The organism is Desertivirga xinjiangensis, from assembly GCF_024436435.1.
GTDB lineage: Bacteria > Bacteroidota > Bacteroidia > Sphingobacteriales > Sphingobacteriaceae > Desertivirga > Desertivirga xinjiangensis.
Window position 1 is genome coordinate 14340 of record NZ_JAFMZP010000009.1, and the last position, 25703, is coordinate 40042.

At 41.0% G+C, this 25703-nt stretch carries 23 protein-coding genes, 1 tRNA gene and 1 pseudogene; 14 read left to right on the forward strand and 11 right to left on the reverse strand.

Annotation, left to right across the window (positions count from 1 at the left end):
- Positions 1–3393, reverse strand: a complete 3393-nt coding sequence (ileS, locus tag J3P37_RS18470; protein ID WP_256012842.1) for an isoleucine--tRNA ligase — start codon at positions 3391–3393, stop codon at positions 1–3.
- Positions 3394–3626: 233 nt separating this feature from the next.
- On the opposite strand from ileS, the gene J3P37_RS18475 reads away from it, so the two are divergent.
- From J3P37_RS18475 to recO, 3 genes are read left to right on the forward strand one after another with little or no spacing between them, the layout of a single operon-like run.
- Complete coding sequence (locus tag J3P37_RS18475; RefSeq protein WP_256012843.1) at positions 3627–3905, forward strand: signal peptidase; 279 nt, start codon at positions 3627–3629, stop codon at positions 3903–3905.
- Positions 3906–3913: 8 nt separating this feature from the next.
- Positions 3914–4285 (forward strand): diacylglycerol kinase family protein, encoded by a 372-nt coding sequence (locus J3P37_RS18480; protein WP_256012844.1) that lies wholly within the window; start codon positions 3914–3916, stop codon positions 4283–4285.
- A gap of 22 nt (positions 4286–4307) precedes the next feature.
- Positions 4308–5033 (forward strand): DNA repair protein RecO, encoded by a 726-nt coding sequence (gene recO / locus J3P37_RS18485; protein WP_256012845.1) that lies wholly within the window; start codon positions 4308–4310, stop codon positions 5031–5033.
- On the opposite strand, the gene J3P37_RS18490 is transcribed toward recO, so the two are convergent.
- The 6 genes from J3P37_RS18490 to J3P37_RS18515 form a co-directional block, all read right to left on the reverse strand.
- Positions 5030–5407, reverse strand: coding sequence for a response regulator (locus J3P37_RS18490; protein ID WP_256012846.1), 378 nt, complete (start codon positions 5405–5407; stop codon positions 5030–5032). The genes recO and J3P37_RS18490 overlap by 4 nt on opposite strands.
- Positions 5408–5600: 193 nt before the next feature.
- On the reverse strand, positions 5601–6761 hold the full coding sequence (gene dnaJ, locus J3P37_RS18495; protein WP_256012847.1) for a molecular chaperone DnaJ: 1161 nt from the start codon (positions 6759–6761) through the stop codon (positions 5601–5603).
- Between the two features lie 4 nt (positions 6762–6765).
- Positions 6766–7371 (reverse strand): nucleotide exchange factor GrpE, encoded by a 606-nt coding sequence (locus tag J3P37_RS18500; protein ID WP_256012848.1) that lies wholly within the window; start codon positions 7369–7371, stop codon positions 6766–6768.
- 96 nt (positions 7372–7467) lie between these two features.
- A complete protein-coding gene (locus J3P37_RS18505; RefSeq protein WP_256012849.1) occupies positions 7468–8151 on the reverse strand; it encodes a cell division ATP-binding protein FtsE in 684 nt (227 codons plus the stop codon).
- A gap of 1 nt (position 8152) precedes the next feature.
- Positions 8153–8356 (reverse strand): fructose-6-phosphate aldolase, encoded by a 204-nt coding sequence (locus J3P37_RS18510; RefSeq protein WP_256012850.1) that lies wholly within the window; start codon positions 8354–8356, stop codon positions 8153–8155.
- A gap of 28 nt (positions 8357–8384) precedes the next feature.
- On the reverse strand, positions 8385–9416 hold the full coding sequence (locus tag J3P37_RS18515) for an acyl-CoA reductase (RefSeq protein ID WP_256012851.1): 1032 nt from the start codon (positions 9414–9416) through the stop codon (positions 8385–8387).
- A 93-nt stretch (positions 9417–9509) separates the two neighbouring features.
- On the opposite strand from J3P37_RS18515, the gene J3P37_RS18520 reads away from it, so the two are divergent.
- A complete protein-coding gene (locus tag J3P37_RS18520) occupies positions 9510–9863 on the forward strand; it encodes a 4Fe-4S dicluster domain-containing protein (protein ID WP_256012852.1) in 354 nt (117 codons plus the stop codon).
- A 140-nt stretch (positions 9864–10003) separates the two neighbouring features.
- Here J3P37_RS18520 and J3P37_RS18525 read toward each other — a convergent pair whose 3' ends face one another.
- On the reverse strand, positions 10004–10462 hold the full coding sequence (locus J3P37_RS18525; protein WP_256012853.1) for a ferritin-like domain-containing protein: 459 nt from the start codon (positions 10460–10462) through the stop codon (positions 10004–10006).
- A gap of 11 nt (positions 10463–10473) precedes the next feature.
- Complete coding sequence (locus J3P37_RS18530) at positions 10474–11019, reverse strand: YciE/YciF ferroxidase family protein (RefSeq protein WP_256012854.1); 546 nt, start codon at positions 11017–11019, stop codon at positions 10474–10476.
- A gap of 195 nt (positions 11020–11214) precedes the next feature.
- Between J3P37_RS18530 and J3P37_RS18535 the strand changes: the two genes are divergently transcribed.
- The 10 genes and pseudogenes from J3P37_RS18535 to J3P37_RS18580 form a co-directional block, all read left to right on the forward strand.
- Complete coding sequence (locus J3P37_RS18535; RefSeq protein WP_256012855.1) at positions 11215–14724, forward strand: response regulator; 3510 nt, start codon at positions 11215–11217, stop codon at positions 14722–14724.
- Between the two features lie 5 nt (positions 14725–14729).
- On the forward strand, positions 14730–15575 hold the full coding sequence (locus J3P37_RS18540) for a CheR family methyltransferase (RefSeq protein WP_256012856.1): 846 nt from the start codon (positions 14730–14732) through the stop codon (positions 15573–15575).
- Complete coding sequence (locus tag J3P37_RS18545) at positions 15568–16176, forward strand: chemotaxis protein CheB (RefSeq protein ID WP_256012857.1); 609 nt, start codon at positions 15568–15570, stop codon at positions 16174–16176. Before J3P37_RS18540 ends, J3P37_RS18545 begins: the two co-directional genes overlap by 8 nt.
- 10 nt (positions 16177–16186) lie before the next feature.
- Positions 16187–17794, forward strand: a complete 1608-nt coding sequence (locus tag J3P37_RS18550) for a hybrid sensor histidine kinase/response regulator (RefSeq protein WP_256012858.1) — start codon at positions 16187–16189, stop codon at positions 17792–17794.
- 159 nt (positions 17795–17953) lie between these two features.
- Positions 17954–18038 (forward strand) — tRNA-Leu (locus J3P37_RS18555).
- 65 nt (positions 18039–18103) lie between these two features.
- Positions 18104–19450 (forward strand): trigger factor, encoded by a 1347-nt coding sequence (tig, locus tag J3P37_RS18560; protein ID WP_256012859.1) that lies wholly within the window; start codon positions 18104–18106, stop codon positions 19448–19450.
- A 101-nt stretch (positions 19451–19551) separates the two neighbouring features.
- Positions 19552–20259 (forward strand): ATP-dependent Clp endopeptidase proteolytic subunit ClpP, encoded by a 708-nt coding sequence (gene clpP, locus J3P37_RS18565; protein WP_256012860.1) that lies wholly within the window; start codon positions 19552–19554, stop codon positions 20257–20259.
- Positions 20252–21493 (forward strand): ATP-dependent Clp protease ATP-binding subunit ClpX, encoded by a 1242-nt coding sequence (clpX, locus tag J3P37_RS18570; RefSeq protein ID WP_256012861.1) that lies wholly within the window; start codon positions 20252–20254, stop codon positions 21491–21493. The genes clpP and clpX overlap by 8 nt, the downstream gene beginning before the upstream one ends.
- A 51-nt stretch (positions 21494–21544) precedes the next feature.
- The gene (locus tag J3P37_RS18575; protein ID WP_256012862.1) at positions 21545–22408 is read left to right on the forward strand and encodes an AMP nucleosidase; all 864 of its coding nucleotides are present in this window, start codon (positions 21545–21547) and stop codon (positions 22406–22408) included.
- A 17-nt stretch (positions 22409–22425) separates the two neighbouring features.
- A pseudogene (locus tag J3P37_RS18580) lies at positions 22426–23397 on the forward strand (PLP-dependent cysteine synthase family protein); the annotation flags it as partial.
- Between the two features lie 94 nt (positions 23398–23491).
- Here the strand turns inward: J3P37_RS18580 and murA are convergent.
- On the reverse strand, positions 23492–24817 hold the full coding sequence (gene murA / locus J3P37_RS18585) for a UDP-N-acetylglucosamine 1-carboxyvinyltransferase (protein WP_256012863.1): 1326 nt from the start codon (positions 24815–24817) through the stop codon (positions 23492–23494).
- A 31-nt stretch (positions 24818–24848) separates the two neighbouring features.
- Positions 24849–25532, reverse strand: a complete 684-nt coding sequence (locus tag J3P37_RS18590) for a DUF4290 domain-containing protein (RefSeq protein ID WP_256012864.1) — start codon at positions 25530–25532, stop codon at positions 24849–24851.
- Positions 25533–25703 lie beyond the last annotated feature (171 nt).

Genomic DNA, 25703 nt, shown 5'->3' on the forward strand with positions numbered 1-25703 from the left:
TTAAGCTTTTGTAAGAGATATTAATAATTCCTGTTCGTCGATTTCAACAGTGTCACCTTTAGTGAGCTGATTGTCAAGCTCAAAAGATTCTGCCAGAATTTCCGCGCAAATATATGATAAATTAGCTTTTATAGGTTCTGCGAAGTAGTGATGGTTTAACACCCTCACATTAATTTTATCAGTCACCTCAAAATCTTTTTCTTTCCGTAAATTTTGTATCCGGTTCACAATTTCCCGTGAAATTCCTTCCTGTTTTAATTCGTTTGTTACCGTAACATCTAATGCAACAGTTAGTTTTCCAATATTTGTAACCTGCCATCCTGGGACGTCCTCTGCTATGATCTCTACATCATCCACTGAAATGGCCAGGCTGAACTCATCTTTATTAAAGGTTACTGTCCCTTCTTTTTCAAAATCAGCAAGTTGTTGTTGTGACAGGGAGTTAATAAACCCTGCAACGTCTTTCATGTACTTTCCTGCTTTTGAGCCCAGGGCTTTAAAATTAGGCCTAACCTTCTTCTTTATAATTCCTGAAGTGTCGTTAATATACTCAATGTTTTTAATATTGGTCTCAGAAAGTATTAATTCTTTTACTTTTTCTACCTTTTCCTGGAAGCTGCTGTCCAATACAGGAAGCAGAATCTTATTTAATGGCTGCCGAACATTTATGCCAACTTTCTTGCGAAGCGAAAGTATCATCGAGGAAATGTCCTGAGCTAGTTTCATTTGCTCTTCCAGTTGTTTGTCAACCAGGTTTTCATGGTACGCAGGGAAATCAGCCAGATGTACAGATTCAACATCCTCTTTCCCGGTAACAGAATTCAGGTCGAGGAACAGGCGTTCGCTGAAGAAGGGGGCTACCGGTGACATCAACTTCGCAATAGTTGACAGACAGGTGTACAAAGTTTGGTATGCTGAGATTTTGTCGCTGGTGTAGTCGCCTTTCCAGAAGCGCCGGCGGCATAACCTTACGTACCAGTTACTCAAATGTTCATCAACGAACTCCTGAATAGCACGTGTGGCACGTGTAGGTTCAAAGTCTGCATAGAAGTTGTCTACTTCGCGAGAAAGCGTGTTTAGCAACGATATGATCCATCTGTCTATCTCAGGACGCTCATTTTGTTCAATCTCAGCTTCTTGATACTTAAATCCGTCAATATTTGCATAAAGTGCAAAGAATGCGTAGGTGTTATAAAGCGTTCCAAAGAACTTACGACGTACTTCATCCAGGCCATCCAGGTTAAATTTCAAGTTGTCCCATGGCGAAGCGTTACTGATCATATACCAGCGGGTGGCATCAGCACTATACTTTTCGATAGTGTCAAATGGGTCGATGGCATTTCCTAAACGTTTTGACATTTTATTGCCGTTCTTGTCTAGTACCAGCCCATTTGAAACAACGTTTTTGAAGGCAACTGAGTCATTTAGCATCACAGCAATAGCATGCAACGTGAAGAACCAGCCCCTTGTTTGATCTACCCCTTCAGCAATAAAATCGGCGGGGTAAGCTTTTTCGAACTTATCGTTATTTTCAAATGGGAAGTGCCATTGAGCATAAGGCATCGCCCCGGAATCAAACCAAACGTCAATCAAATCGGGTTCGCGCAGCATTTTTTTTCCTGTAGAAGAAATAAGAATGATATCGTCTACATATGGCCGGTGCATGTCAAAACGACCTTCTGCAAGTTCGAGGATTTGGGCCTGTGCTTTATCGAACTCTTCATCATCAAGCAGCCCGCTGTTTACTGCGTCAATAAGCTTTTCTTTTAATTCAGAAATTGAGCCGATGCAGATTTCTTCCAAGCCATCTTCCGTTTTCCAAATGGGAAGCGGTGTTCCCCAATACCTGGAGCGTGACAGGTTCCAGTCGACCAGGTTCTCAAGCCAGTTTCCAAACCGCCCGCTTCCCGTCGCTTCTGGTTTCCAGTTGATAGTTTTGTTCAGCTCAACCAGACGATCTTTCACTGCAGTTGTTTTGATAAACCAGCTGTCTAATGGATAGTATAGAACTGGCTTATCTGTCCTCCAGCAATGTGGATAGCTGTGCTCGTATTTTTTTACATCAAACGCTTTATTATCTTCCTTAAGCTTAATCGCAATAAGGACATCAGTCGGTTTAAAGTCCGGTGAAGCTAGTTCGTCGGCACCAAAATATTCTTCCTTAACAAAGCGGCCTGCGAAATCACTTACCTCATCTACAAATTTTCCCTGACGGTTAACCAAAGGTTGCTGCTTTCCTTCACTATCAGTCACCAGGACAGCCGGAACACCAGCATTCTTAGCTGCTCTAAAATCGTCTGCTCCGAAAGTTGGAGCAATATGTACGATACCAGTTCCATCCTCAGTGGTTACAAAGTCGCCGGGGATGACTCTGAACGCATTAGCCTGAAGTTCTTCGTTACTTACATAAGGCAACAACTGCTCGTAGCGTAATCCAGTTAATTCAGCGCCTTTAAACTCCGCTGCAATTTCCCACGGGATCAGCTTGTCTCCCTCTCTGTACTCCTGAAAAGAGGCGTTTTGAGCTTCAGCTTTGAAGTGTTTTCCTAAAAGTTCCTTAGCTAACACTACGCTAACAGGCGCAAAAGTGTATTGGTTGAACGTTCTTATTTTGACGTAGGATATATTATTTCCGACTGCCAGCGCGCTATTTGAAGGGAGCGTCCAGGGCGTAGTAGTCCATGCCAGGATGGCTACATCTTCATGTTCATCTTCGAACAGCGTGTTTATCAGCGGATGGACCTGATCCTTTCTGATCCTGAATTGAGCAACAATGGAAGTGTCTTTTACATTTCTGTAGGTACCTGGCTGATTTAATTCATGCGAGCTCAAGCCTGTGCCTGCCGCTGGTGAAAATGGTTGTATAGTATATCCTTTATATAAGAAGCCTTTTTTATAAAGCTCTTTTAATATCCACCATAGACTTTCAATGTAGTCATTTTCGTAAGTTACATATGGGGTTTCGAGGTCTACCCAATAGCCCATTTTTTCCGTCAGATCGTTCCACACATCAGTGTATTTCATGACCTCCCGGCGGCATGCGGCATTGTATTCTTCTACGGAGATTTTTTTTCCAATGTCTTCCTTGGTGATGCCTAAAGTTTTTTCCACAGCTAATTCAATAGGCAAGCCATGCGTATCCCAGCCCCCCTTACGTTCAACACGAAAGCCTTTTTGAGTTTTATACCGGCAAAATATGTCTTTAATACTTCGGGCCATTACGTGGTGGATTCCGGGCATCCCGTTGGCCGAAGGCGGTCCTTCGTAAAAAGTGTAGGGTTTGGATTCAGGGCGATTTGAAATACTTTTTTCGAATATCTTATGTTCCTTCCAGTATTCCAGCACTTCTTTTCCCGTGTCTGACAAATTTAGCTGCTTATATTCTTTGTACATCAGTGTTTTAACCAAATTTTAAAGGTTGCAAAGTTAACTATTTGCTATTTAATAAAGCTTCAAATTCCAAACCTTGTTTAAATTACTGCTATAAGTTCAGAAAAATTGACGACTTTGTGTCCGCTTTAGTAGACACTTGGAATCTGTAAGCCTCCACGAATGCAATATTGTGTTATTGGCTTGATTTTGGTACGTTTATAGCTAATTATTCTCATCCCCTTAAATAGATAGATATGAAAAACCGTTTTATACGCCGTGGGCTATTGCTGTTAATAGCCGGGATAGCTTTTAATGTGGTCGGTTATATAATGAAAGACCATAAAATGGATTATTATGGTTGGTTAATGATTGCAGGTGTGATCATGTTCGGAATAGGCTTTGTTTCAATATTCTATAGTTTCTTCAGAAAAGTAGAGGCTCAAGGGATTATTGAAGATAGAGCCGAAGAAAAGGAAAAGAAAGCCAAATTCAAAATAGAAAGCAAAAAGCGCAAACACGTGCTGCACACCTAGATGCAGGTATGCACAAATTGAAAAAATTTCTTAAGGGCTTCAAGTACGCATCTCAGGGTGTCAGATATGCTTTTTCAACTCAAATAAATTTCAAGGTCCATTCTGCACTATCGGTGTTAGTGGTGCTTCTGGGTTTTTTTTTAAATTTATCCCAGTCTGAGTGGTTGTGGATTCTATGCGCAATATGTTTAGTGATCGTAGCTGAGCTTTTTAATACTGCGCTCGAGGTTTTAGTGGACCTCGTTTCGCCTGATTATCATTCCAAAGCCGGTCGTATTAAAGACCTGGCTTCTGCAGCAGTTTTGCTGACCGCAGTTTTTGCTTTTATTACCGGTCTGATTATTTTTACACCCAAGCTGTTTTTCTTTCTCGGAATTTAGTACCTGCTATTGAATTTTTTACATGCTGCACAAGACTCGCGGAATAGTATTTAAGGTAACCAGCTACTTGGAGACAAGTGTGGTTGTGCAAATTTTTACTGAGAAATTCGGGCTGCAACCGTATTTAATTAATGGGGTAAAGAAACCGAGAGCGAAAATCAGGCTTAATATGCTTCAGCCGCTTCATCTCGTGGAACTGGTTGTTTACCATAAGCCCAATGGCGGAATACAAAGAGTTTCGGAGTTGCGTAATGTTCCGGTGTTTCAAACCATTCCATACAATGTCCTGAAAAGTTCTCTGGTGCTATTTTTGAATGAAGTGTTATATAAGAGTATCAAACAGCATTTTGAAGATGAACCTTTATTCCATTTTTTGTTTAACTCTATCCAACTGCTTGACCGCACTGAAAAGGGACTGGCAAACTTTCATCTTTCATTCTTACTTCAATTGAGCAGGTATATCGGATTTTATCCCGATAGAACGAATGAAGCAGATGCCCTGTATTTCGATCTGGTGAATGGATGCTTTACCCTTAAACTTCCCGACCACGCTTTAACAATTCGTGAATCTGAACTGAAGTATTTCAAAGATCTGCTTCGTGCTCGATTTACCGGACTTGAAGAAATGCATTTATCAACACAAGACAGGAGATTGTTGCTTGAAAATATCCTCAAGTATTATGAACTTCATATTGAGAACTTTTCCAATGTCAAATCCCATCACGTACTTGAAGTGGTCCTAGGCTAAACAGCCCTTGCTTTCCCATTCGCAACGCCTTCTATTACCGCCTCCAGCTCATTCAAATCGAAGGGCTTTTCAAGATATGTGTCTGCGCCTGCCTGGCGTGCAAGCGTCTGAATATCATTGTTAGCAGAAAAATAAATTACCGGAATATCTTTTAGGGTCTCGTCTTTTTTAATAGTCTGGGTGGCAATAACACCTCCTGTGTCTGGAATCCAATTGTCCATTAGAATGACATTCGGCATGAATCCCCGAACGGTTTCAATGATATTATTGCAATGTGAGGAAGTTTGCACTTCCCAGCCCTGCTCTTCCAAAATGTAAGTGCAAATCGATAAAATATCAATATCGTCATCAAAAATTAGTACCCGTTTAGACATGCTCAAACCTTATAATATTTAAAAATTAACTTGCTGCATCAAATACAGCGCTTATCCCATTAAGGTAGTGATTCTAGTAGTCCGAAAACTATTATGAGTTATAACACCAGTGCAGGTAAGTTGTTTTGAAGAAGAGAATATAAAGGATTAAAAAAAGCTGCATAAAATGCAGCTTTTTTTAATGAATAATTCATCATTCAAAGTATTCTTTCATTCTTTCAAAGAAACTTTTCTCATTCTTCCCTGGCTGTGGCTTAAAATTCGGCGAATTTTGAAGTTTTTCAAGAAGATCGCGTTCGTCTCTTGATAAAGCCTTTGGTGTCCAAATATTCACGTAAACGAGCTGGTCGCCCCGGTGATAGGAATTAACCTCAGGAACGCCTTTGCCTTTCAACCTCAGAATTTTACCTCCTTGTGTGCCCGGGTCGATTTTTATTTTTGCTTTGCCATCAATCGTAGGTACTTCAATACTTGACCCTAGGGTAGCGTCAATGAAGCTGATATGAAGATCGTATACTACGTTGTTCCCCTCACGCTGTAATGTTTCATGCGGAATTTCTTCAATAAGTATAATAAGATCGCCAGGCATTCCTCCCCGGGGAGCCGCGTTACCCTTACCACTCATGGACAACTGCATACCTTCGCTAACACCCGCCGGGATATTGATGGATATTGTTTCCTCTCCTCTTACTACGCCGTCGCCGTGGCAAGAATTACATTTAGAAGTTATTTGTGTTCCTTCTCCGTTACATGTTGGACAAGTGCTTGTGGTTTGCATTTGCCCCAATATGGTATTAGTCACCCGGCGCACACTTCCAGATCCTCCGCAAGTATTGCAGGTATGAAAGGAGGACCGGTCTTTAGCACCAGTACCGTCACATGTATTGCAAACGACCTGTTTATTAACTTTTATTTTCTTCTCTACACCTCTTGCTATCTCCTCCAGTGTGAGCTTGACTTTAATTCTCAAGTTGGTGCCTCGTGCTACACGTCTGCCGCCGCGTGACTGGCCTCCTCCGCCTCCAAAGAAACTTTCGAAAGGACTTCCACCGCCCCCGCCGAAGATATCGCCAAACTGGCTGAATATGTCATCCATATTCATGTGCCCGCCATATCCACCTCCGGATGCAGATGTCCCCGCATGGCCAAACTGGTCATAGCGCTGCTTCTTTTCAGGGTTGCTTAGTATTTCGTAAGCTTCAGCAGCTTCTTTGAACTTTTCTTCAGCTTCCTTGTCTCCCGGATTTTTATCAGGGTGATATTTGATAGCCAGCTTTCGATATGCTTTTTTTATTTCATCAGCACTTGAGCTCCTGGTTACCCCTAAAATATCGTAAAAATCTCTTTTTGCCATGTTTTTAGCTTCCTACTATTACTTTCGCAAAGCGAATCACCTTATCATTCAGGTAATAGCCCTTCTCGACTTCGTCTATAACCTTTCCCTTAAGGTCTTCTGATGGTGCAGGAATATTTGTAATAGCTTCATGTATCTCGGCATCAAATACACTGCCTTTTGCTTCCATCTCCTTCAGGCCTTTTTGAATCAGGGTGTTTTTTAATTTATTATGAACAAGATTAACCCCTTCTTTGACAGCAGCTACATCAGTGGTAGTTTCCATTGACTTCAACGCTCTTTCAAAGTCGTCAATTGTCGGTAATAAACTAACGATCACCTCTTTTCCGGCAGTTTGCAATAATTCTACGCGCTCTCTGGTTGTTCTTCTTTTATAATTATCGAACTCGGCATACAAGCGCAAATATTTATCATTTGCTTCTGACAATTCAGCACGTAGCTTTTCTTCCTCAGATGGTTGGTTTGCTGGTTCTTCTGTCTTTATCTCTGTTTCGGTGCTATCCGTTACAGCATCTCTAACCTCTTCCTGTTCTTGATTCATTTTTGTATCTGTTTTATTTTCAGGGTTTTCCTGGCTCTCTTCCTGAGCTTTTTTCTTGTTTTTCAACATATCTGAAAATTTCATAATATTTGCTTTCCGGCAAAAGCTTTGCCAGTTGTAAAAATCAGTCACACTGTCAGTGGGACTCATGGCTGGCCTTGACCATCAGACTATTTTTGCGTCTTCCAGAACTCTCCCGTTTTCACATTTGATTATGCGAGAAGGAAAAGTACGTATGATATGATAATCGTGTGTGGCCATCAGGACTGCTGTTCCCGAACGGCTGATCTCTTTAAGCAGCAACATAATTTCTTCTGACGTTTCCGGATCAAGGTTACCAGTGGGCTCGTCAGCCAGAATAATTTCCGGGTCGTTAAGCAGGGCGCGTGCTACAACTACACGTTGTTGTTCTCCGCCCGACAACTCGTGCGGCATTTTTTTGATCTTGGAGCGAAGCCCAACTTTTTCAAGAACATCACGAATACGCTCGGCTATGAGGTTTTTATCCTTCCACCCAGTTGCCTTCATTACAAAACGCATATTGTCTTCAATTGAGCGATCAGTTAGCAACTGGAAATCCTGAAAGACAATTCCTAGCTTGCGTCTTAAAAAAGGCACATCTTTCTCTGCCAGTTTTTTCAGGTCATACCCTCCGGCGTGCCCTTCGCCAGAAGAAATATGCAGATCGCCATAGATAACTTTTAACAAACTACTTTTTCCTGACCCGGTTTGGCCTATGAGATATACAAACTCTCCTTTGTCGATGTGCAGGTTAACATTTGATAATACCAGGTTCTTTTGCTGATAAATATCAACGTTTTGTAGTTGTATAACAGTGTTTCCGATCATATTAAAGTTCTAATTTCACTATTTTGCCGAAAGGCAGGTCTTTAACCAAATTCATTATATATTCTGATTTTTCGCCAAGCCCAATCTTCTCCAATGATTTATCAGGTCGGTCTACTCTGAAATAAGCAAGTAATGTAAATTTATCATCGCGCAGCTGTACATAGTCCGGGATCTTTGCCACTCCTTTTACTTTGATAATATACATTCCGGCAAAGTTAGGATTTTCCAATTAATCAGGGGTGATATAAACTAAGTAAAAACTCTATAGTATTGATACCGTCGGCGTAATCCCATAACTTCGGCTGTTGACTTTGCCCGAAGTATACCTGTTGTATGGGAGTGTTTAAGTTTATACTACTTACCAGGCATTGAATATTTTGAGAAATTTCATTCAGCTTGCTCTCAACGGTTTTCAAACTTTTATACGGCTCATAATATAGCACCGCAAGGGGTGAAGCTAATCGTGTTTCTTCTTTAACCAGGATAAATCCATTATCAAGATGAGCCTCTCTGTTAACAAGATAGATAGATTTATTGTAATCGTAGTTATTGTTATACTTATGGTGATTAATAACTTGTCCAAACGATTCTATTGATTCAAAAAACTTTTTAAAATCGTACTCTTCCGGCACAAAAACTTTCGAAACATTTCTACAACCCATGCCAAAATAGTCGAATATATCATGCCCCAGCAATTTCAGTTCCTCGGAAGTTTCATCTCCGCTTAATACTGCTACACTGTTCCTGTTTTTACGTATTATATGAGGGACACTTCCAAAGTAATACTCGAAATACCGGCTGGTATTATTGCTTCCGGTAGCTATCACAGCGTCGTACCCTTCAAGTTTATCCCGGTATATGATCTTCTCTCCAAATAAAGGTTCATACGCGACCAGTTTGTTAAGAATATGGGGAATTAGTTTTGGGTCCTGTGAAGAAAGTTTGATAAGTGCGGTATGACCCGTACAAAGCACCGCAAGAATATCGTGAAAGCCTACTAAAGGAATATTGCCCGCTAGTACCAGTCCGATTTTCTTACCAGGAACCGTTTGTGATTCAAAATTCAGCCAAAGGTCCAGATTTGTTTTAGTGAGTAGTGCTCCAAAGGCTTTTACCGCTTTAGAAACTTCATCAGGTGTAAACCAGGCGTTGTAGTGACGTGAGGATTGGATAATGTCATTCAATTCTTCGTCAGCAGATAATAAATACTCCCCCAGGTGTAATAATGCATTTTTTCGTTGCTGTAATGTCAAAATGGAGCTCATTAAAATAAAGTCGACAGATTATATTATATTTGCATTGTTTTTGCGATAGGTAAGCGATTGCAAAACTAAGTTAAGAAAAAGACTTTTTACAACATGGCGATAAAAATAACAGACGAATGCATTAACTGCGGAGCTTGTGAGCCGGAATGCCCAAATAATGCTATCTACGACGCAGGGGTGGCCTGGCGCTTTTCTGACGGAACAGCTTTAAAGGGCGTTATTGATTTTGGCGATGGAACTACTTTAGATGCAGAAGAAGCTCAGGGCGCGATTTCAGATGAATTTTATTATATAGTTTCAGATAAATGTACTGAATGTAAAGGTTTTCATGATGAACCTCAGTGTGCTGCGGTTTGTCCGGTAGACTGCTGTGTAGATGATGAAGATGTACGTGAAACGGATGAAGAATTACTTGCTAAAAAGGCCTGGCTTCACATGGAAGGCTAAAATATTAACGCAAAAGGAAAAGGCAGCCTCATTAGAGTAGCTGCCTTTTTTTGTGAAAGTGATTTCTTAGTTGAGATTACAAAGAACGTGCTCAAGGCTTCAATCTACACGATTGCAAGTCGCTCATGCATGTTTTTGGTTTAGCTGTGGGCATATTGGTGCTCCAGCTTCTCAATATTTCGAAGACATTCGTTGATGTCTTCCCTGTGGTTTAAAAGAGTTTGGCGGATATCGTAGCTGATATCTGATTCTACCAAAACATCATCATATGAATTTAGAGCCGCTTTTTCACCGGTTATGGCTGCACCTAATACCGCTGAGTTATCATTAGGTGTTAATGCCGTTTTAATATCGATCCAGGTGCGGTGCAAGGCGCCGAGCGGGCCGCCATGTTCATTATCTGCTTCACCACCAAGTTGATGGATGCAGCTTTTAAGCTCCATTTCAAATTCAGCTCTTTGTATAGAATATGTTGTGAAAAGTGCCTTAAGTTCTGGAGCATCAGCATTTTCTGCCGCATTTTTATAACCTTCTTTGCCATCATTTGCAATCGCTAAAAGATGTCTCAGATGCTGAACTATTTTTTTGTTTGTTTCCATGTTACCTCCTTTTAAGCTTTTTCCGACTTCGCGGATTCATTCACAAAGCCTTCGGCAATCTGAGTAAGCTTCACATCTGTATTTTTTTCTTCGTTTAGCGTTTCTTCAAGCAGGGAGGCTGCCTCTGTCAAACCAAGGGTGTTTGCAAGTGTACGTAAGGTGCCGTATGAGGCTATCTCGTAATGCTCAATTTTTTGGGCGGAAGATATAATCGCGGCGTCTCTTGTCAAACTTCCGTCTTCTGTGTCTTCCATCATTTCTTTGCCTTCTTCAACCAGGCCTTCCATTGCTTCGCATTTTTTTCCGGCAGCCTTTACACCAATAATTTCAAAAACTTGTTCAAGTCTTGAGATCTGATTTTCTGTTTCCTGCAGGTGTTGTTCTATTGCAGTTTTGAGCTCGTTCGACGTGGCACCTTTTGCCATTTTGGGTAATGCTTTTGCCAGGTGTTTCTCCGCCCAATAAATGTCTTTAAGCTCGTCTTTAAAAAGGGTTTTTAAGCCGGTCTCTTCAGATATCATTGCTGCTTGAGTGCCGTTTGAATCTTGTTTTTTCATAAAGTATATTTTTAAGTTAATATCGGTTGATTGCATTTTTAACATCGCCCGGGTTAAAAGAGTTTTATAAAAAGCCAACTAAACCAATAATTTATCCTGAAATTGCCTTGGTTTACTATCCATGACCTATCTTGTGGCTATATTTTTTATTTAGCTGGAAAAAGTGCTATACTTGGATGTGGTAATCATAAATTGATGCAGAAATTCTCTTTCAAACAACAGGTACTAGGCGGTTTTATGCTTACCCTGGTGGTCGTATTTATTGTCGCTTTTGCTTCTTACATAAGTATCAATGCTCTTCAAAAAGCCGATATGATGGTAAATCATACTCATGAAGTTTTAAAGACAGCCGATATGGTACGAGAAAAGCTTCTTGAAGCCGAGACCAGTGAGCGTGGATATTTGATCTCCGGAATGCCAAGATTTTTGGATGGCTACACCCGCTCGGTTGACTATATCCACAATACCATTGCCACTTTGCGAGACATGACTGCAGACAACCCGAATCAGGCAGCTAATATAGATTCGCTATCGAAATACGGAGCCTTAAAGGTCGCATATATGAAAAGTCTCCTGGCACTGTATGAAACCCACGGTTATGAAGCAGTCAGAACTGAGATACAGGCTGGCAGGGGAATAAGTTATATGACTGAAGTGAATGAAAGCCTTGCACGGTTGGAGCAGATCGAGAATGAACTGCTTCAGGAACGAAAAGCAGAGAACGCCAAAAGCGTTTACAGAACTTTAGCGATCATTATGGCTGGTTCTTTCCTGATACTTTGTCTGGTGCTCACCCTCCTTAACTATATAAGGAAAACATTCAATTTGCAAAAGCGAACCGAAAAGAGATTACGGGACAGCAATATTAAGTTGGAGACTGTTTCGCGGGAGAACGACCGGCAGAACTGGTTGCTGGAGGGGGCCGTTATTGTGGATGCTGCTATGCGGGGAGCACAAAACCTGGATATAAGAGCAGAAAATATCATCCATGCGGTAGCAAAGCATCTCAAAGCCGATCTGGGGGTGATTTATATAGCTGATCAGTCGGGTAAAACTTTGAGTGTAAAGGCGTCTTATGCTTTTCCTATGGAGGATGCGACTAAAATAATCTATTCTGTGGATGGGATGATAGGCCAGGCAGTTTCTCAGAAACATGGAATTTCAATTACATCAGTTCCCGATGACTATATAAAAGTTGGTTCAGGTTTGGGCAGTACCTCACCACGTTCAATTTTTATTCAACCGATCTTCTTGCAAGATCAGCTTAAAGGAGTGATAGAGCTGGCTTTTATCGACGCAGAAAACCCCTACATAGCCGAGTTTTTCAATAAAGTGGTTTATAGCATAGCGGTCGCTATCCAGGCTGCTGAAGCTCGGGTAGAAATGCAGCATTTATTTGAACAAACCCAGCAGCAGGCAGAGGAATTGGAAAGCCAGCACGAAGAGCTTAGAACGACTAATGAAGAGCTAACTCGCAAAACAAGTCAGCTGCAGGCGTCAGAAGAGGAGTTAATGGTCCAACAGGAAGAATTGCGCCAAACAAATTCAGAACTGGAGGAAAAAGCAGAACTGCTTGAAGAACGTAATCGGACAATTGAACAGGCTAATCTGGCTATCCAGATGAAAGCCGAAGAAATTGAGCAGACAAGTAAATATAAGTCTGAATTTTTGGCTAATATGAGCCATGAGTTACGTACGCCTCTAAACAGTATCCTCATTCTTGCAAAGATTTTGCAGGAGAATAAACAGGAAACTTTGACGCCCGACCAGATTAAGTATGCAGGTGTCATCCATACAGCCGGCAGCGATCTTCTTAATCTGATTAACGATATTCTTGATCTCTCAAAAATCGAATCGGGTAAAGTAGAACTTACTCAGGAAAGTATCGATGTTCAGGAAATCAAAGAGGATACTGAACTACTCTTTAATGAAGTAGCAAGAAACAGAAAACTGAATTTCCATTTTAATATTGCCCATTCAGTTCCTTCAAAAATCACGTCAGACAGACAGAGAGTCGAACAGATAATTAAGAATCTTCTTTCTAACGCGTTTAAATTTACACCCAGTGGAGGCATGGTCACCGTTGATGTTGAATTAGCTGATGGAGTGAATTTTACACATCCGGCTCTTCAAAACACTGGCGAAGTAATAGGATTTCATGTGAAGGATACTGGAATTGGAATTTCATCAGACAAACAAAAGGCGATTTTTGAAGCATTTCAGCAAGCTGATGGATCCACTAGCCGTAAGTATGGCGGAACGGGCCTGGGGCTTTCCATAAGTAAGGAATTAGCTGCTTTGCTGGATGGGGAAATACACTTGAAAAGTGCACAGGGACAGGGAAGTACGTTTTCCTTGTACCTGCCTGTTACCCCTGCTGCTAAGGCGAACGCAAAACAGAACGATGTGGTAATTGAGGCATGGAATAGTCCAAATGTTGAACCACCTAAAGAAAGACGACCTGACCCATTGGCCGGAAAATTAAAACTTCCCGATGCTAAAAAAGAATATACTTTATTGATAGTTGAAGACGATCCAAATTTTGCTGAGATCCTTAAAGACTATGCTATAGAGCGTGGATTTAAGCCCCTGTTGGCATTTGATGGAGATGCTGCTTTGAAGATGGCTAAAGATGTTCTTCCTGATGCCATTGTGCTCGATATTATGCTGCCAGTACTGGACGGTTGGACAGTCCTTAAGCATTTGAAAGAAGATCCCTCAACATACAGGATCCCGGTTCACCTCATGTCGGCAAAAGATGAAGCCAGCTCTAAAGCAAAAATAGAGGGCGCTATCGGATTTCTGAAGAAACCTGTAGATAAAGATGAACTGGATCATGCCTTCGATATTCTAATCGAGGATAGTGGTAAAAACAAAATAAACAGGGTATTGCTTGTGGAAGATCAGCGAGTTCAGAGTGATGCACTTACTAATCAGTTGCTGGCAAAGAAGGTTGAGGTAAAACAGGCTTTTGATGGTGAAGAAACGATACGCATTCTCGATGAAGATGAAAATTTCGATTGCATTATTCTTGACCTCAACTTACCGGACATCTCTGGGCTTGACTTGCTGGAGCGAATTAAAAGCCGCCAAAACCTGACAGGTATTCCGGTAGTTATAAATACGGCCATGGAGCTTGATAAAGACAGTATGGCACGGGTGATGAAATATACTCATGCAATGGTTTTGAAAAGTAACAAATCCAATGACCGGTTGCTTGATGAGGTCAATCTGTTTATGAATAAGATTCGTACGAGTCATTCGAATACATCTGCCGGCGGCACACTTGTATCCAGCCTCAAAAATGCCAATACAGTTACTATTGAAAGAGCATTGAAAAACAAGTCTGTATTGATCGTGGATGACGATATGAGGAACATCTTTGCATTATCTAGCGCTTTAGAAGAATATGATTTTCGAATAGAAATAGCCAATAACGGTCACGAAGCATTACGAAAACTCGACGCAAATCCTGACACGGATATTGTTTTGATGGATATAATGATGCCTGAAATGGATGGTTATGAAGCTATTTTAGAGATTAGAAAACAAAGCAGGTTTACCAAGCTTCCGATAATTGCTTTAACCGCAAAAGCAATGAAAAATGATCGGGATAAGTGTATAGAAGCTGGTGCAAATGACTATATTTCAAAACCTGTTGAAGTAGGTAAACTTGTTTCAATGATGCGTGTCTGGTTAAGTTAAGGTTAATGGAGGAATTTTTACATACAGGTAGTGGTGCAGATACTATTTCGTTTGAAGAACTTGACGAACTGGTTTTATGGATCAACAAGTTGCATGGACTGGATTTCCGGGATTATTCCAAAGCTTCATTGAAAAGGCGTGTTACTCGTATTATGGAACTTCGGAACCTGACTCTATTTGACTTGAAGTCCCTTTTGATAAACGACTTTAATTTCCTTGAGGAGTTTATTATTGAAATTACAGTGAACGTGACTGAAATGTTTCGTGATCCGTCCTTTTACCGGGCCTTAAGAGAAAAAGTACTCCCTTATCTGGCTTCTTTTCAGAGAATAAAAGTGTGGAATGCCGGATGCTCTACCGGTGAGGAACTGTATTCATTCGCTATTTTGTTTGCTCAGGAAAAATTGTATAACAGGGCGTTCCTATATGGGACAGATATAAATACTCATGTTCTTGAAATAGCAAAGCGTGGTATCTATGACTTGAAGCAAATGAAGCATTATATTGAGAATTATGTTACAAGCGGAGCCTCAGGAACTCTTGCGGACTACTATACAGTAGAGTATGGAGCCGCTAGTATTAACCATTCATTGAAAAAGAACATACTTTTTTCTGTTCATAATCTCGTTTCAGACGGTGTGTTTAATGAATTCCAACTTATTTCATGTCGGAACGTTTTGATTTATTTTAATGTCGAACTTCAGAAACAAGTTCTTAATTTGTTTTATAAAAGCCTATGTCCCCTCGGTTTCTTATGTCTGGGATCGAAAGAGACAATGCGTGATCCCGAGCTGTCGAAATATTTTAAAATAGTAGATAAAACGGAAAATATATATCAAAAAATTGCTTAATCTTACTTCAAATATTTTAGATAAAATCCTGTCCGCTGAAGCCTTGTTGATTGGTTGTTCTGCTGGCGGATTTAATTTAGTATATGAGTTAGTTTCAGCCCTCCCGGCGGAGTTTCCGTTACCTGTAGTAGTCATTATTCACAGAAGTAGAAGATACAAATCTTCAATTGAAGAATTACTGGATACTAAGTCTCAGGCTTGTGTGAAACTCGCAGAGGATAAAGAGGTTCTGAAAAAAGGAATTGTATATTTTGCTCCTCCCGACTACCATTTACTTTTAGAGCCGGAAGGCTGTTTTTCATTGGATAGCTCGGAGCCGGTTTTATTTTCCCGGCCGTCAATAGATGTCACCTTTAAAAGTGTGTCTGATGTATATAAGCAAAATGTAATTGCTATGCTTTTTTCCGGTGCAAATGAAGACGGTGCTGAAGGCTTGTGTTATATTCGCGACCGTGGCGGGCTTATTGTTATTCAGGATCCTAAAAGTGCTGAGGTTAGAAGGATGCCTGAAGCTGCTTTGAATAAATGCAGGGGAGGGCTGGTTCTTGACAATGTTGCGATCCATGCTTTTTTCACTAGTATAACATCTTGTTATAAGTAATTTTTTTCCAATGGATAAAGTTAATTTGCTGATAGTTGATGATAAGCCAGAAAACATAGTGGCGTTGGAAGCGTTATTGCAGCGAAACGATGTAAATCTTCTGACCACAACTTCACCAAATAAAGCTTTAAAAATGTGTTGGGATCAGGACATCCCTATAGCCCTTGTTGATGTGCAAATGCCGGAGATGGACGGGTTCGAATTTGTGGAAATATTAAAAAGTAACCCCCGTACGCGTGAAATTCTCGTGATCTTTGTGACTGCGATTTCCACAGAACTTAAGTATGCTGTGAAGGGCCTTGCTGCAGGTGCAGTCGATTATTTATATAAACCCCTGGAACCGACCATCACCACAGCAAAAGTCGACTCGTTTATTCAAATCGTCCGTACTCAAAGAGAGATAAAACGGAAAAATGCGGAGCTTGAAAATTATCAGGCGGAGCTTATAAAGGCAAAAGAACTAGCGGAACAGGCCAAACACGTTAAAGAGCGTTTCCTTGCAAATATGAGTCATGAGCTCCGTACTCCTATTAATGGCATTTTGGGTATCTCGCATCTTTTACAAAATACCAGCCTGGATGAAGAGCAAAGTAAATGTGTTGAGTTGCTTAAACATTCTTCCGAAGCCTTACTAGGTATAATTAATGATGTACTTGATATCTCAAAAATGGAGGCTGGCAAGTTCAAAATTGTAAGATCTGAAACCAATATTATGCATCTCGCCAGATCAGTTGTCGATCTTATGAAGTTTAGAACTGATGAGAAGGGGATTGGATTGACTGTAAGTTTCGCTGGTGCGATTCCCAAGACCATATTGGCAGATGCTCTTCGGCTCAATCAGATATTGATGAACCTTTTAAGCAATGGCATCAAGTTTACAGATACAGGCTCTGTTGATCTTACTGTTAGTGTGTTGGATAATAAAAATGGTAAAGTGCAGCTTGAATTTGCAGTAACCGATTCGGGTATAGGGATTTCTAAGGAGCGGATTGAACTTATTTTTGATTCGTTTGAGCAGGCTACAGACGACACCACTCATAGGTATGGAGGTACTGGTCTGGGCTTATCGATAGTAAAGAAACTAGTAGAGCTTAAAGGTGGGGATCTCAGCGTTTCCAGTGTTGAAGGCAAAGGAAGCACTTTCTCTTTTACCAACTGGTACCAAGTTATTGACGCCGAAACCGTGTTGCCCGAAGTAAAACCCGACCTGAACAGGTTGAGTAAGTTTGAAAATGTTTCCGTTTTGGTTGCCGAAGACAATACCATCAATCAATTTATGATCAGGAAAGTTCTTGACAATTGGGGGTTGAAAGTTGATATAGTTGAAAACGGTCAGAAAGCAGTTGACATTTTAAAGAAAAAGCATTTCGATGTAATATTAATGGACACCCATATGCCTGTGATGGGAGGGTTTGAAGCAACCAGGAAGATCAGAAGCGAACTGCCCGGGGATGTCAGAAATATTCCGATTATCTCCCTGTCTGCTGCAGTACTCGAAGAAGATATGCGCCTGGCTTTTCAGGCTGGAGTGAATGCCGTTGTAACAAAGCCCTTCGATCTTACGGTCCTCCATCAAAATATTGAGGAACTTGTGAAAAAGTCGCGATGTGCTGAATAATTGTAAGCGACGTTAAGTTTGTTGATATTCAGTTTCTTAACATTCAGCGTTTCTGCGAGCAAGGTTAAACGTACGTTTTTTTAGAAAAAAAATGGCTCTACGATTTGGACTTTTGTATTTAAGTGCTACCTTTGCAGCTCTAAATAATAACATCCTAATGCGGAAGTGGCGTAATTGGTAGCCGCACCAGACTTAGGATCTGGCGCCGCGAGGCGTGGGGGTTCGAGTCCCTTCTTCCGCACCATTCCCTCCGATAGTATCGGGGGGAATTTTTGTATAGATACTAACGTAACGATTAAATATCATATCATGAATATCACACAAGAGAAAATCGATAACCTAAATTCAGTGGTTAAAGTAAGTATTAAACCTGAAGACTACCTTGATCGTGTAGAGAAAGCAATCAAAACTCAGGCTAAGAAAGCGAACCTTCCAGGTTTTCGTAAGGGCATGGTTCCTTCTTCTCACATCAAAAGAATGTACGGAAAAAGTATTCTTGTTGATGAAATAAATAATCTATTGACCGATACTCTTAACAACTATATCAGTGAAAATAAACTAGAGGTTTTAGGGCAACCTCTTCCAAAAGTTGATGACGCAAAAGAGTTCAACTGGGACTATACAGACGAATTTGAATTTGACTATGAATTAGGCCTTGCTCCTGAGTTTCAACTGGACTTTTCTTCTAAAGATAAACTGCCTTACTATCAAATCAAAGTAGATGCTGACACGCTTGAGTCAAGAACGAAAAATTTGCGTAAAAGCTATGGCAAAATGACAAATCCTGAAGTTTCGGCAGAGGATGACGTTCTTTATTCTGAATTAGTTCAACTTTCACCGGATGGTTCTGTTTTTGAAGGGGGTATTTCAAATACAGCTTCACTTCGTTTAGACCTCGTGAAAGATGATGAAATTAAAAAGTCTTTGATAGGTCTAAAAATTGGAGATGTCGTAACTGTAGATATTCAAAAAGCTTTTGACAACGACGCTTTTCAGATATCAAAGCTAACCGGCATTTCGGAAGAAGATGCAAAAGATTTGAAATCAAACTTTCAGCTAACTGTTAAAAATGTGAACAGATTAGAGGAAGCGGATTTAAATCAGGAGTTCTTTGAGAAAATATTTCCTGCGGGAGATGTAACAACAGAAGAGCAGTTTAAAGAAAAAATTACTGCAGAGCTTGAGTCAATGATGGTTCAAAATGCTGATCAAAAACTTCAAAACGATCTTGTGTCTTTTGGTCTGGGTAAGTTTGAACTTCAGTTGCCAGATGAATTTTTGAGACGTTGGCTAAAAGCAACTAACGAAAACCTTTCTGATGAGGAGCTTGAAAAAGGATATGACGATTTTGCACGTAATCTTAAATGGACTTTGATTGAAAATAAGATCATTAAAGAAAACAATATTGAGATCAAGTATGAAGACGTGCTGGATGCTGCGAAATCTCGACTTGATGCACAATTTAAGATGTATAGTCCTCAGCCTCTTCCTGAAGATCAGTTAAGTCAATACGCAGTACAATTTCTTCAGAACAAAGAAAATGCAAACCGTATTTTCGAAGAAGTAAAAGCGCAAAAAGTATTTGAATACCTGAAAAGTGTTATTACTTTAGACACAAAGGAAATAGAATATAGTAAATTTCTTGAACTGAATTAAAAGATATTGGTTATAAGTGTGCCCGGACCAATTATCTTTTACAATAAATTGATTCATCGCACACTTATTAAAACTATTTTTAACCAAACTTTTTGATTCTCATGGAAATTGACAAAAACGAATTTCGGAAATACGCAGTAAAGCATCATCGTATAGGTAGTCAGCATGTCGACAGCTTTATCGGCAGGGTTGAAAAAAACGCAGTCCCTATGTCGATGACTCCCTACATTATTGAAGAGCGGTCTTTAAATGTAGCTCAAATGGATGTTTTCTCCAGATTAATGATGGATCGTATTATCTTTCTTGGCGATGCGATTTATGATAATATTGCGAACATCATCCAGGCTCAATTGTTGTTTCTGCAGTCGACCGATGCTAAAAGAGATATCCAAATTTACATAAATTCGCCTGGAGGCTCTGTTTACGCTGGTTTAGGTATATATGATACCATGCAATACATCGCTCCGGATGTTGCCACAATCTGTACAGGGATGGCGGCTTCAATGGGGGCAGTATTATTGTGTGCAGGGGCTGCGGGTAAAAGGGCTGCTTTGTCTCATTCAAGGGTAATGATTCATCAGCCTCTCGGAGGAGTTCAAGGTCAGGCTTCTGATATTGAAATTACAGCCCGTGAAATTTTAAAATTGAAACGCGAACTTTATGACATAATAGCCAGCCATTCTGGTCAGGACTATCAGAAGGTTCACGATGCTTCAGACAGAGATTATTGGATGATTGCGAGTGAAGCTAAAGAGTTTGGAATGATCGATGAAGTTCTTGGCGCAAACAAGGTAACTACTAATGAGTAAAAGTTCAAAAGATATCAAATGTTCCTTTTGTGGTTCGGGGAAGCAGGACACGTTAATGCTGATCGCAGGGCTGGATGCCCATATCTGCGATAAATGTGTTGCACAGGCCAATCAGATCTTATCTGAAGAGCTCTCCACCCGCAAAAGTAAAACATCTCAGTCTGCTTTAACGTTGATGAAGCCGACTGAGATAAAGTTACATCTGGATCAGTATGTCATTGGTCAGGATGAAGCTAAAAAAGTGCTTTCGGTAGCTGTTTATAACCACTATAAACGCCTCAATCAAAAAATTGAGAAAGACGAAGTTGAGATCGAAAAATCTAACATCATTATGGTGGCAGAAACGGGAACAGGTAAAACACTTTTAGCTAAAACAATAGCTAAGGTATTGCATGTTCCTTTCTGTATTTGCGATGCGACAGTACTTACGGAGGCCGGTTATGTAGGTGAAGATGTGGAGAGCATTCTAACTCGTTTGCTACAGGCTGCCGATTATGACGTCGCTGCCGCAGAGCGCGGAATTGTATACATAGATGAGGTAGACAAGATTGCACGCAAGAGCGACAATCCATCCATCACACGTGATGTGTCAGGAGAGGGTGTTCAGCAGGCACTTCTGAAAATACTAGAGGGAACAATGGTGAATGTGCCACCTCAGGGCGGACGTAAGCATCCAGATCAAAAAATGATAGCTGTTAACACGAATAATATACTGTTTATTTGTGGTGGAGCATTCGATGGTATTGAAAAGAAAATAGCAAACCGGTTACGGACTCAAACAGTTGGTTACAGGGTTAAAAAAGACGAAGCAAACGTGGATCTTAAAAACCTGTATAAATATATCACTCCTCAGGATCTCCGTTCTTTTGGATTGATACCCGAACTGATAGGACGTTTACCTGTTATCACCCATTTAAATCCTTTAGACAGGCAGGCTTTGCTGAATATTCTTACCGAGCCAAAGAATTCTTTAATCAGACAGTACAAAAAGCTATTTGAATACGAAGGCATAAAGCTTGAATTTAGCAAGGAGGTGCTTGAATTTATTGTCGATAAGGCGTTGGAGTTCAAGCTAGGCGCGAGAGGGTTGCGGTCTATTTGTGAAGCCATAATGATAGATGCCATGTTTGAGGTCCCATCCGATAAACAACAGAATAAGGAGCTCTTCATTACTCTGGATTATGCTCTCGAAAAGTTTGCTAAGTCAGATCTCAAAAAACTTAAAGTTGCTTAACAAGAATCCCCCGCACAAAACGGGGGATTTTTTGTTTAAAAGGATCAACATATGAACGAAGAAAAAGAGGTAAAGAAAGATCCCCAGATAGTTGAACAAGCTGAGAAGATCAACGAGGTTGAATCTCCGATAAAAAAGGGGTTAAAAACCAAAGAGGAGATAGTGAGGAACTGGCTGCCAAGATATACCGGACGCCCCCTTGACCAATTCACAGATTTTATATTGCTGACTAATTTCTCCAAATATTTGCAACTGTTCTCCGAATGGCACGGGAATGTCCCTATCATGGGCCTGGATAAGCCAATGCAGAGCGTAGCTGCCGAAGGTATTACAATTATTAATTTCGGAATGGGAAGTCCGCTTGCGGCTACGATGATGGATTTGTTAAGTGCAATAAAGCCTAAAGCCGCTTTGTTCCTGGGAAAATGTGGCGGCCTAAAAAAGAAAAATAATATAGGCGACCTTATTTTGCCTATTGCTGCTATCCGCGGAGAGGGAACATCTAACGACTATTTTCCGGCTGAGGTTCCTGCATTGCCCTCGTTTGCGCTTCAAAAAGCTATTTCGACAACGATTCGGGACCATTCACGGGATTACTGGACTGGTACTTGTTATACTACTAACCGGCGTGTGTGGGAACACGATAAGAATTTCAAGAAATACTTAAAGTCCTTGAGAGCTATGGCCATCGATATGGAAACAGCTACCATTTTCACCGCGGGCTTCGCAAATAAGATTCCAACGGGGGCCTTGCTGTTAATTTCGGACCAGCCTATGATTCCAGAAGGGGTCAAAACTGCAGAGAGCGATTCGAAGGTGACTGAGACATACGTGGAGACTCATTTGAAGGTCGGTATAGAATCTTTAAAGCAACTTATAAACAATGGACTGACCGTGAAGCACCTAAAGTTTTAAGTTAAGCACGTTTGCTTATGTGGTATAATAACATCCTTGAGACTATTGGAAATACTCCTTTGGTGAGATTAAACCGGGTTGCCAAAGGCGTAAAGGCAACCGTTTTGGCAAAGATCGAAACAACTAATCCTGGTAATTCAATCAAAGACCGGATGGCTCTTCGAATGATCGAGGATGCCGAGCGGGAAGGAAAACTTCAGGCTGGCGGAACTATTATTGAAGGAACCTCTGGAAATACCGGCATGGGCTTAGCTATCGCGGCAATAGTCAAAGGGTATAAGTGTATTTTTACAACAACCGACAAGCAGTCAAAGGAAAAGCTGGATGCGTTAAGAGCTTTTGGTGCCGAAGTGATTGTTTGTCCTACCAATGTGGAGCCGGAAGATCCCCGCTCTTATTATTCCGTAGCATCGCGTCTAGAAAAAGAGATTCCAAATTCATGGAAAGCAGATCAGTATAACAATCTTTCGAATTCTCAGGCTAATTATGAGCAAACAGGTCCTGAGATATGGAAGCAGACTCAGGGTAAGATAACTCATCTGGTGGTAGGTGTAGGCACCGGTGGCACCATTTCAGGAGCTGGCCGATACCTTAAAGAAAAGAATGCAAATATTCAGGTTTGGGGAATTGACACTTATGGCTCGGTCTTTAAAAAGTACAAGGAAACCGGTGTTTTCGATAAAAGTGAGATCTATCCATATATAACGGAAGGCATCGGGGAAGATTTCCTGCCTAAAAATGTGGATTTTGACGTTATAGATCTTTTTGAGAAAGTTTCGGATAAGGATGCAGCCCTGTTAACCAGAGAGATTGCCCGCAAGGAAGGAATATTCGCCGGGAATTCAGCCGGAGCCGCTATAGCAGGTCTGCTGCAATTAAAAGACCGGCTTTCAGAGCAGGATGTAGTGGTGGTGGTCTTTAATGATCATGGCACTCGATATCTCGGCAAAATGTATAACGATGATTGGCTTAAGGCGCAGGGATTTTTGAATCAAGATTAATTGCAGGAAGTGAAACAGTTCCTAAGCACACGCGGCACGCGTGTGCTTAGGAAGCAACGGTTCAGATAAACGTGCGATATCGCTAATGCGATTTTGGTATCACATTTATCCTTCTGATATCTGCTCCAAGAGCACGGAGACGTATATCTATATCCTGGTAACCTCTTTCTATTTGTTCGATGTTATGTATGATGGAACGTCCGCTCGCTGATAGCGCAGCTATCAGCAATGAAACGCCTGCGCGAATGTCAGGAGAAGTCATCTCGATTCCCCGTAAATTCACCTGCTTATCCAGCCCCATGATAGTTGCTCTATGTGGATCACAAAGAATGATCTGTGCACCCATATCAATAAGCTTATCAACAAAGAATAAGCGGCTTTCAAACATTTTTTGATGGATCATAACGTTCCCTTTTGCTTGAGTAGCCACTACAAGTACAATGCTTAACAGGTCAGGAGTAAATCCCGGCCATGGTGCGTCTGCAACAGTCAAGATAGAGCCGTCAATAAACGTTTCTATTTCGTAATTGCTTTGAGCCGGAATATAGATGTCGTCGCCGCGGCGTTCCAGCTGAATTCCTAATCTCCTGAAGACATTTGGAATAATTCCCAGCTCGTCGTACTGCACATCTTTAATTGTGATCTCCGAACCTGTCATAGCGGCAAGACCGATAAAAGACCCGATTTCGATCATGTCTGGTAAAAGCCTGTGTTCGGTGCCGCCAAGTTCTTCAACTCCTTCAATGGTGAGCAAGTTAGAACTGATGCCGGAGATCCGGGCTCCCATGCGGTTAAGCATTTTGCATAACTGCTGAAGATAAGGCTCGCAGGCCGCGTTATAAATGGTTGTTGTACCCTTAGCCAAAACCGCAGCCATAACTACGTTCGCTGTTCCAGTTACCGATGCTTCATCCAGAAGAATGTAGGTGCCTTTGAGGTCGGTTGCATCAACATTAAAAAAGCTGTTCTCAGCATCGTAACTAAACCGCGCTCCAAGCTTCTCAAACCCCAGGAAGTGTGTATCCAACCGGCGCCTGCCGATTTTATCTCCGCCTGGCTTTGGAATAGAAGCTTTTCCAAACCGGGCCAATAGCGGCCCAACAATCATTATAGACCCTCTTAAGCTTCCGCCCTTAGATTTAAATTCTTTTGATTGGAAGAACTCAAGATTTATATTGTCTGCCTGAAAAGTATAAGTGTCTTTACTCAATCGTTCGACACGAACGCCAAGGTCGCCTAACAATTCAATAAGCTTATTAACATCCTTAATGTCGGGAATATTGCTTATGGTTACTTTCTGATCTGTCAATAGTACGGCGGAAATTACCTGTAAGGCCTCATTTTTTGCGCCCTGCGGAATGATTTCGCCTTTAAGCGGTTTCCCGCCATGAATTTCAAATGCATTCATTAAGATTAATGTTTTTTAAGGTTCCTGAATGTTAGTAACGTTTTCCGTTGCTCTTCGGGCGATTTCCCTGATTGCTACGGTTACTGTTATTGTTTTGACGACCTTTATTACTGCTGTAAGCATTCGATTGGCTGCTCTTCTGGCGAACACCAGGTGCATTGTTGCGTACCTCTACCCTGTTAAGATTAATGTTCTCCTGCAGGATCAGTTCTCCGTTTGACAACTCCCTCAGATCGTTGATGATTGTTTCGTCGGCTACGGTGTCTTTATTCCAGGTGACGTAGGCCATTTTCATGAAATTGGCTATAGACTGAATCATCAACTGCTTGCGCTGCTCATCCTCGATCTTCTTAGCCTTTTGAATCATTATTTCAACCGTTTTGCCGTAGTGTTTAAACTTAATCCGTTGTTGTGGATAGGCAAGGGGCTCGGGTTTGAAATGAATAGCATCTTCAGATGGCTTGGGGTATGGTGAATCCACATCAATTTTAAAATCTGAAATGATGTGTAAATGATCCCAAAGCTTGTGTTTGAAATCTGTTACATCACGGAGGTGTGGGTTCAGAAAGCCCATTAAATCTATTACTACCTGTGCATGCCGGTTTCTTTCCTCACGCGTAGGAAGAGTGCAAATATAGGCTACCATGTTCTGTACATTTCTGCCGTACTCAGCAAGGATTAATTTTTTCCTTGTCGTATTATAATCAAATGTCATTTTTGTTTTGTTTTAAGCTGCTAAGAGATTTTCCCGCCAATTGCTCTTTTCTTTGGAGTTATTATACCTACAAGTATGTTTGAAACTTGTTTTTAATTGCGAGTGAATGCAGAGTGACAGCCAACTTATAGAAAAGGCGGCAGATAGATCAGAGAGTGATTTAGCCCGGCT

Coding starts and splice junctions, on each gene's coding strand:
- ileS (WP_256012842.1), bottom strand. CDS start 3,393: ATGTACAAAGAATATAAGCAGCTAAATTTGTCAGACACGGGAAAAGAA.
- J3P37_RS18475 (WP_256012843.1), top strand. CDS start 3,627: ATGAAAAACCGTTTTATACGCCGTGGGCTATTGCTGTTAATAGCCGGG.
- J3P37_RS18480 (WP_256012844.1), top strand. CDS start 3,914: ATGCACAAATTGAAAAAATTTCTTAAGGGCTTCAAGTACGCATCTCAG.
- recO (WP_256012845.1), top strand. CDS start 4,308: ATGCTGCACAAGACTCGCGGAATAGTATTTAAGGTAACCAGCTACTTG.
- J3P37_RS18490 (WP_256012846.1), bottom strand. CDS start 5,407: ATGTCTAAACGGGTACTAATTTTTGATGACGATATTGATATTTTATCG.
- dnaJ (WP_256012847.1), bottom strand. CDS start 6,761: ATGGCAAAAAGAGATTTTTACGATATTTTAGGGGTAACCAGGAGCTCA.
- J3P37_RS18500 (WP_256012848.1), bottom strand. CDS start 7,371: ATGTTGAAAAACAAGAAAAAAGCTCAGGAAGAGAGCCAGGAAAACCCT.
- J3P37_RS18505 (WP_256012849.1), bottom strand. CDS start 8,151: ATGATCGGAAACACTGTTATACAACTACAAAACGTTGATATTTATCAG.
- J3P37_RS18510 (WP_256012850.1), bottom strand. CDS start 8,356: ATGTATATTATCAAAGTAAAAGGAGTGGCAAAGATCCCGGACTATGTA.
- J3P37_RS18515 (WP_256012851.1), bottom strand. CDS start 9,416: ATGAGCTCCATTTTGACATTACAGCAACGAAAAAATGCATTATTACAC.
- J3P37_RS18520 (WP_256012852.1), top strand. CDS start 9,510: ATGGCGATAAAAATAACAGACGAATGCATTAACTGCGGAGCTTGTGAG.
- J3P37_RS18525 (WP_256012853.1), bottom strand. CDS start 10,462: ATGGAAACAAACAAAAAAATAGTTCAGCATCTGAGACATCTTTTAGCG.
- J3P37_RS18530 (WP_256012854.1), bottom strand. CDS start 11,019: ATGAAAAAACAAGATTCAAACGGCACTCAAGCAGCAATGATATCTGAA.
- J3P37_RS18535 (WP_256012855.1), top strand. CDS start 11,215: ATGCAGAAATTCTCTTTCAAACAACAGGTACTAGGCGGTTTTATGCTT.
- J3P37_RS18540 (WP_256012856.1), top strand. CDS start 14,730: ATGGAGGAATTTTTACATACAGGTAGTGGTGCAGATACTATTTCGTTT.
- J3P37_RS18550 (WP_256012858.1), top strand. CDS start 16,187: ATGGATAAAGTTAATTTGCTGATAGTTGATGATAAGCCAGAAAACATA.
- tig (WP_256012859.1), top strand. CDS start 18,104: ATGAATATCACACAAGAGAAAATCGATAACCTAAATTCAGTGGTTAAA.
- clpP (WP_256012860.1), top strand. CDS start 19,552: ATGGAAATTGACAAAAACGAATTTCGGAAATACGCAGTAAAGCATCAT.
- clpX (WP_256012861.1), top strand. CDS start 20,252: ATGAGTAAAAGTTCAAAAGATATCAAATGTTCCTTTTGTGGTTCGGGG.
- J3P37_RS18575 (WP_256012862.1), top strand. CDS start 21,545: ATGAACGAAGAAAAAGAGGTAAAGAAAGATCCCCAGATAGTTGAACAA.
- murA (WP_256012863.1), bottom strand. CDS start 24,817: ATGAATGCATTTGAAATTCATGGCGGGAAACCGCTTAAAGGCGAAATC.
- J3P37_RS18590 (WP_256012864.1), bottom strand. CDS start 25,532: ATGACATTTGATTATAATACGACAAGGAAAAAATTAATCCTTGCTGAG.